Genomic DNA, 6,163 nt, shown 5'->3' on the forward strand with positions numbered 1-6,163 from the left:
CGCCACCCGCCGCCCGCCGCCCGCCACCCGGCTGAACGCCGAGAGGCTGTCGGTGGGAACCGTTATGGTCAGGCGATGGACATCATCCTCATTCCCGGTTTCTGGCTCGACGCCTCCTCATGGAGCGAAATCACGCCCGCACTCGAGAAGGCCGGTCACCGCACGCACCCGATCACCCTGCCCGGCATGGAATCCCGCGACGCCGACCGCAGCGGCATCGGCCTGCGCGACCACGTCGACGCGGTGGTCGCCGCCGTCGACGCGCTCGAGGCTCCGGTTGTGCTCGTGGGCCACTCCGGCGGCGGCGCGGTCGCGCACGCGGTCGCCGACGCCCGGCCCGACCGCATCGCGCGGGTCGTCTACGTGGACTCGGCGCCCCTCGGCCCCGGCGGCGTCATCAACGACGAGCTGCCGGTCGTGGACGGCGAGATCCCGCTGCCCGACTGGAACGTGTTCGAGGACGAAGACCTGGTCGACCTCGACGACGAACTCCGCGAAGCCTTCCGCGCCATGGCGATCCCGACCCCGAAGGGCGTCGCGTACGACAAGCAGGAGCTCGGCGACGAGCGCCGCTTCGACGTGCCGATCACTCTCATCTGCTGCGAGTTCGGCAGCGCCATGGTCCTCGCCTGGATCGAGCAGGGCGTGCCGTTCGTGAAGGAGATCGCCGCGGTCAAGGACATCTCGTACATCGACCTGCCGACCGGGCACTGGCCGCAGCTCACCAAGCCCGCCGAACTCGCCGACGCGCTCGTCTCGGCGGTCGGCCGCGCCTGACCACGCCCGACGGTGATGTCGTTTCATGGCCAGCCGCGAAGCGACATCGCTGCTTTCATTGAGCACATGACGAATCAGACCGCCGCCCGCTTCCGCGCCCTCCACACCACCCCGGCCCTGCGCCTCCCGAACTGCTGGGACGCCGCCAGCGCGGCGGTCATCGCCGCCGCGGGCGCTCCCGCGATCGCCACGACGAGCGCCGGCATCGCTTGGAGCCTCGGCCGGCCCGACGGCGACGCGCTCGACCGCGACGCGGCCATCGAGGCGATCGCGCGGATCGTGCGGGTCGTGGACGTCCCGGTCACCGCCGACATCGAGTCCGGTTTCGGGGCCACGCCGAAGGACGTCGCCGCGACGCTCGCGGCGGTGACCGAGGCGGGCGCAGTCGGTGTGAACATCGAGGACACCACCGCGGTGACCCCCGGGTCCCTGCGCGATCTAGCCGACCAGGTGGAGCGGCTCGAGGCCGCCCGCGAGGGCGCCGGGCCGGACCTGTTCATCAACGCGCGCATCGACATGTACCTGGCCGGCATCGGCGAGGAGTCCGAGCGCCTCGACGCGACGATCGCTCGCGCCCAGGCATACGCGGAGGCCGGAGCTGACGGCATCTTCGTGCCGGGAGTGACCGACCCGGCTACGATCACCGCGCTTCTGCAGGCGATCCGCTTGCCGCTCAATGTGATGGCCGGGCCGGGTGCGCTGGCGCCCTCCGAGCTCGAACGCCTGGGCGTGGCCCGCATCAGCCTGGGCCCGGGGCTTGCAACTGCCGCATACGAACTTGCCCGCAAGGCCACGGTCGGCTTCCTCGAGGCGGACTCCTATGACGCGATTGCGGACGGCATCGCCTACGGCACCCTGAACGAGCTCCTCGCCTGAGCTCGGGTCGAGCAACGTGCGTTGCCCACGCGCGAGTCGCGAGGGTGCGACGGGCCGAGTTTCGCGATGCGCTGGACTGACGTTGCCCGCGCGAGTCGCGAGGGGTCGCTAGGGTCGGTCCGCTCGGCTGCGGCCCGAGTTCCGAAGCGTGAAACCTGAAGGTGTCGTGAGCGCTCGGCTTGTGCGGTCGGGCCGGTAGGCCGTAGCGCGAGTCGACAACGCCGGTCTGGTCGGGCTGCGGTCCGCGATTCGCAGTGCAATGTCGGCGTTTGTCGCGATCGCCGGGCTGCTGGGCTGCGGCTCGGGAACTGCGGCGCTCTACCCGGCGGCGGCTTGGGCGAGTATCACTTGCGGGTGCGCGGGTGCGCGGGTGCGCGGGGCCGTGCGAGCCGTGGGTGTTTCGGATGTTGCGGTTCGTGCGGGTGGCCGGGCCTGGGCCGGGCCACCCGCGTCGCCATGGAGGCGGCGGCCCCGGCGGGGACCGCGCGCGGGTGGGTTCCCGCGCGCGGTCTCGGTATGGCGACGTTCGCGAATCCCCATTGGTCGCCGCCATCCCGCAGGAGCCGGATGGCTTTTTTGTATCAAGGCTGACACGTGTTGTAGTCGAGTCGCAACAGGAAGTTTCTGCCTGTGGATAACTCGGCGTGCAGGGCTTGTCCATTGGGGTTTACTGCGCCGGCTTGCGGCGCCTGACCAGGCCGGCGGTGACCTCGTCAAGATGCTCTTCATAGACCGCGGCCGAGACCAGGCCCCACGCCTCAGCGTCGGGCGGTGCGGTCGCGCTGGTCCTGTGGCCGTGGACGATTTCTTGGTGCGGGTGCGGGTGCGGGTGCGGGTGCGGGTGCGGGTGCGGGTGCGGGTGCGGGTGCGGGTGCGGGTGAGCTGGGCGATGGGTGCTTGCTTTAGCGGCCTGCTTTGCGGCGCTCGTAGTAGCGGGCCACGCGGACGCGGTTGCCGCAGCGTTCGGGGGAGCACCATTGGCGGCGCGGGTGTGCGGGCACGAACAGCATCACGCAGTCCTCGGCGCCGCACCGCCGCAGCTTCGCCACGGCCGGGTCGGTGAGCAGGTCGATCGCAGCCTGAGCGAGTGCCGCGGTGAGCCGTTCGGTCGCGCCGCCACCGCGCTGCACCGTTGCGGTCACGGCCTTGCCGTCCCAGGCGAGTCGGGTGCTGTTCGGCGCCGCGTTCACCGCCGCTGCGAGAGCTCGCAGGCTCGACTCCGGCGGCCGCCGCTCATCGGCCAGCGCGCTGAACGCGGCGGCCGCGTGCTCGCGCACTGACCGGACCGCTTTGAGCGCGGCGCGGTCGGCGGCGGTCGCGGCGTTCTTTGCGCTCGCCGCTGCACCGAAGTCTGGCAGTCGGTCCGCCTCGAGGGCGAGCCATGCGTTCAATGCCGCCGGGTCCTCGAGCAGGTCGCCTTCCGCGGTCAGGGTGTTCACCAGATCGATGGCCAGGGGCTCGCCGACCAGCGGTGTCATCGCATTCATGACCCTAATGCTACATCGGCTGATCTATGCGTTAGTGTGGTGCATCGAAGCTAATGCATCATCGACGCAAGAAAGCATGTGAATCATGAACCGCCTCCCCTTGGTCCGCCACGCCAGCATCGACATCGACGGCGTCGAAGTCCACTACCGCGAATCCGTGCCCGACCGCGCCGACGCCCCGATCCTGCTCCTCCTGCACGGCTTCCCCACCGCCTCGCACCAGTTCGCGCGCCTCATCGACGCCCTCGGTGCCGACCACCGGCTCATCGCCCCCGACTACCCCGGCTTCGGCCAGACCACCGCGCCCGCCGGGTTCACCTACTCCTTCGACCGCCTCGCCGACATCGTCGAAGGCTTCGTCGACCGGCTCGGCCTGCAGCGGTTCGCCATGTACCTCTTCGACTTCGGCGCCCCCGTCGGCCTGCGCCTCGCCGAGCGCCGGCCCGAACTCGTCACCGGGCTCGTCGTCCAGAACGGCAACGCCTACACCGACGGCCTCTCCGACGCCGCCCGCGGCTTCATCGCGCTCGCCCCCGAGCAGGCCGGCGCCGAAGGGCAGATCCGCGACCTGCTCACGCTCGAGGGCACCCGGTTCCAGTACGAGACCGGCGCGCAGCAGCCCGAGCGGCTCTCGCCCGACAACTGGACCCTCGACCAGCACTACCTCGACCTGCCCGGCCGCAAGGAGGCCCAGGTCGCGCTCGCCTTCGACTACAAGTCGAATGAGGAGCGGTACGACGGGTGGCAGGCGTGGCTGCGCAAGCACACGCCGCCGACCCTGATCGTCTGGGGCACCGGCGACCCGTTCTTCACCGAAGCGGGCGCCCGCGCCTACCTCCGCGACCTGCCGGAGGCCGAACTCCACCTCTTCGACGCCGGGCACTTCGCCCTGGAGACGCACCTGGGGGAGATCGCACCGCTCATCGCCGAATTCATGGAGCGGCAGCGGTAAAGCACGGTCAGGCCTGGGGCGCGTCCCGGATCAGGCAGGTGAGGCGGCCGGTGCAGACGCGCCGGCCTTCCTCGTCGCTGACGACGATCTCGTACGTCGCCGTCGACCGTCCGAGGTGGACCGGGGTGGCGACCGCCGTGACCGCGCCCGAACGGACCGCCCGGTGGTGGGTGACGTTGAGGTCCACGCCGACCGCGATCTTCTCGGGGCCGCCGTGGAGCATCGCCCCGACCGACCCCAGTGTCTCGGCCAGGACCGCGGAGGCCCCGCCGTGCAGCAGGCCGTACGGCTGCCGGTTCCCCTCGACCGCCATGCGCGCGACCACCCGCTCCGGGGCGGCCTCCAGGACCTCGATCCCCATGCGGTCGCCCAGTTCGCCGGCGGAGAACAGCTTGTCGAGGTCCATGCCCGCACCGGCGAACCGGTCGCGGACCTCGGCGGGAAGCTCGGTCATCTCAGGCGGCTCCATTCACGTCCGGCACGGCGGTGTGCACGCGGCGAGGTCAGTCTAGGGCCTGCCCTGTGGGTCCGGGTGAGGCGATATCCGAGTCCATTGGTTCGGTCGCAAGACGGAAGGGCGACTGCATACCGGTGTTGCATGCAGCCGCCCCGACAACGCAGCGAGCGGGCGAATGGGCCGGATAGCGGCCTTCCGGACCCACAGGGCAGGCCCTAGGTCCGGGCTCAGCGGAAGACGCCGAGGACCATCGCGATGAGCGCTTCCACGTCGTCCTCGGCCATCGGCTCGCCCGAGATCCCCATTCGGTGGAGCAGCGTGCCCATGATGACGTCGATGGCGAACCGGACGCGCTGCTCGGACTCGCCGAGCGCGTCCTGCAGCACCCGCAGGTAAGGGGCCTGCAGCTCCGTCGAAAGGATCTCGCGCAGCGCGGGGTCGCTGACCGCGTCGGTGAACACGCCCGCGAACGCCGCGCCCACGCCGGGCTCGGCGACCTTCGCCGCGCCCCAGCGGATCGCGGTGGTCAGCAGCTCGTCGCGGTCCTCGCTCACGACGGGTGCGGGGCCGAACGCCTCCACGAGGCACGCGGTGATGAGCGCGCCCTTCGAGGGCCAGCGCCGGTACAGGGTCGTCTTGGCCACGCCCGCCGCGACCGCGATCCGGTCCATCGTCGCGCCCGCGTACCCGAACTCGTCGACCGAGCGCAGGGTCGCGGCGAACACGTCGGCGTTGAGGTCCGAGCGGGGACGCCCGGCGGCCGGGGAAGTGGATGCCTGCACGGGGACAGGCTATCCTGTCAATTACGCTACCGGAAGTAGCGTAATTTGACCGGGAGGACACCATGACCACCAAAGCCCCGCTCGGCGCGCGACTGCTCCTCAAGGACCGGCCCGACTGGGATGCCGTCACCGCGGACGAGGTCGTCGCCGGGCGCGCGAAGCTCGTCCGCCTCCTGCGCTCGCCGGCCATGCGGGTCGTCGCCGGCCTCCCCGATCGCGGCGCGGGCATCGAGGAGCGCACCCTGGAGCTTCCCGGTCGGAACCTGACGCTGCGGGTCCACCGGCCTAAGGGCCGACATGACCGGCTGCCGCTGGTGCTCTCCTTCCACGGCGGCGGCTTCATCACCGGCACCGCCGCCCAGAACGACTGGCTCAACAGCCGTTTGGCGGCGCGGCTCCCCGCCGTCGTCGCCGCGGTCGAGTACCGCCTCGCGCCCGAGCACCCGCTGCCCGCGCCTGTCGAGGACGCCTGCGACGCGCTCGACCGGCTCGCGGCGGACCCGTTCGGCTGGGGCGTCGACCCCGCCAGGATCGCCGTCGTCGGCGAGAGCGCCGGCGGCACCCTGGCCGCACTGCTCGCCCTGCGCTCCCGCGAGACCGGGCCGGCCCTGAGCGCGCAGGTCCTGGTCTACCCGGCCCTGGACTGGACCGCGACCATGACCGACCATCCGTCGGTCGGGCGCAACGTCGGCCAGCCCGGCCTCTCGGCCGGTGAGCTGCGCCTGGCCCGCAGGTTCGCCGTGCCGCCGGGCTTCGACGCGGACCTGGTGTCCCCCTTGAAGCACGCGGACCTCGCGGGCTTGCCGCCCGCCCTGGCCATCGCGGGAGAGCT

General features: G+C 71.5%; 7 protein-coding genes. 4 read left to right on the plus strand and 3 right to left on the minus strand.

Annotated features, from left to right (window positions below):
• Positions 1-75 precede the first annotated feature (75 nt).
• On the plus strand, positions 76-777 hold the full coding sequence (locus tag O2L52_RS25245) for an alpha/beta fold hydrolase (protein ID WP_270119046.1): 702 nt from the start codon (positions 76-78) through the stop codon (positions 775-777).
• A 66-nt stretch (positions 778-843) separates the two neighbouring features.
• Positions 844-1,653: an isocitrate lyase/PEP mutase family protein gene (locus tag O2L52_RS25250; RefSeq protein WP_270119049.1), complete on the plus strand. Its 810-nt coding sequence runs from the start codon at positions 844-846 to the stop codon at positions 1,651-1,653.
• A 902-nt stretch (positions 1,654-2,555) separates the two neighbouring features.
• On the opposite strand, the gene O2L52_RS25255 is transcribed toward O2L52_RS25250, so the two are convergent.
• On the minus strand, positions 2,556-3,140 hold the full coding sequence (locus O2L52_RS25255; RefSeq protein WP_270119050.1) for a CGNR zinc finger domain-containing protein: 585 nt from the start codon (positions 3,138-3,140) through the stop codon (positions 2,556-2,558).
• An 85-nt stretch (positions 3,141-3,225) separates the two neighbouring features.
• On the opposite strand from O2L52_RS25255, the gene O2L52_RS25260 reads away from it, so the two are divergent.
• Positions 3,226-4,092, plus strand: a complete 867-nt coding sequence (locus tag O2L52_RS25260) for an alpha/beta fold hydrolase (protein WP_270119051.1) — start codon at positions 3,226-3,228, stop codon at positions 4,090-4,092.
• A gap of 7 nt (positions 4,093-4,099) precedes the next feature.
• Here O2L52_RS25260 and O2L52_RS25265 read toward each other — a convergent pair whose 3' ends face one another.
• Both O2L52_RS25265 and O2L52_RS25270 read right to left on the minus strand, forming a co-directional pair.
• The gene (locus O2L52_RS25265; protein ID WP_270119053.1) at positions 4,100-4,546 is read right to left on the minus strand and encodes a PaaI family thioesterase; all 447 of its coding nucleotides are present in this window, start codon (positions 4,544-4,546) and stop codon (positions 4,100-4,102) included.
• Between the two features lie 230 nt (positions 4,547-4,776).
• Positions 4,777-5,331 (minus strand): TetR/AcrR family transcriptional regulator, encoded by a 555-nt coding sequence (locus O2L52_RS25270; RefSeq protein ID WP_270119055.1) that lies wholly within the window; start codon positions 5,329-5,331, stop codon positions 4,777-4,779.
• A gap of 62 nt (positions 5,332-5,393) precedes the next feature.
• Between O2L52_RS25270 and O2L52_RS25275 the strand changes: the two genes are divergently transcribed.
• Positions 5,394-6,163 (plus strand): alpha/beta hydrolase (locus O2L52_RS25275; RefSeq protein ID WP_270119056.1); only part of this gene is annotated, 770 nt, incomplete at its 3' end.

Source organism: Glycomyces algeriensis (assembly GCF_027622855.1).
GTDB lineage: Bacteria > Actinomycetota > Actinomycetes > Mycobacteriales > Micromonosporaceae > Glycomyces > Glycomyces algeriensis.

Excerpts from the sequence above, each read along its gene's own strand:
- O2L52_RS25260 (WP_270119051.1), top strand. The coding sequence starts at position 3,226 with ATGAACCGCCTCCCCTTGGTCCGCCACGCCAGCATCGACATCGACGGC.
- O2L52_RS25245 (WP_270119046.1), top strand. The coding sequence starts at position 76 with ATGGACATCATCCTCATTCCCGGTTTCTGGCTCGACGCCTCCTCATGG.
- O2L52_RS25250 (WP_270119049.1), top strand. The coding sequence starts at position 844 with ATGACGAATCAGACCGCCGCCCGCTTCCGCGCCCTCCACACCACCCCG.
- O2L52_RS25255 (WP_270119050.1), bottom strand. The coding sequence starts at position 3,140 with ATGAATGCGATGACACCGCTGGTCGGCGAGCCCCTGGCCATCGATCTG.
- O2L52_RS25265 (WP_270119053.1), bottom strand. The coding sequence starts at position 4,546 with ATGACCGAGCTTCCCGCCGAGGTCCGCGACCGGTTCGCCGGTGCGGGC.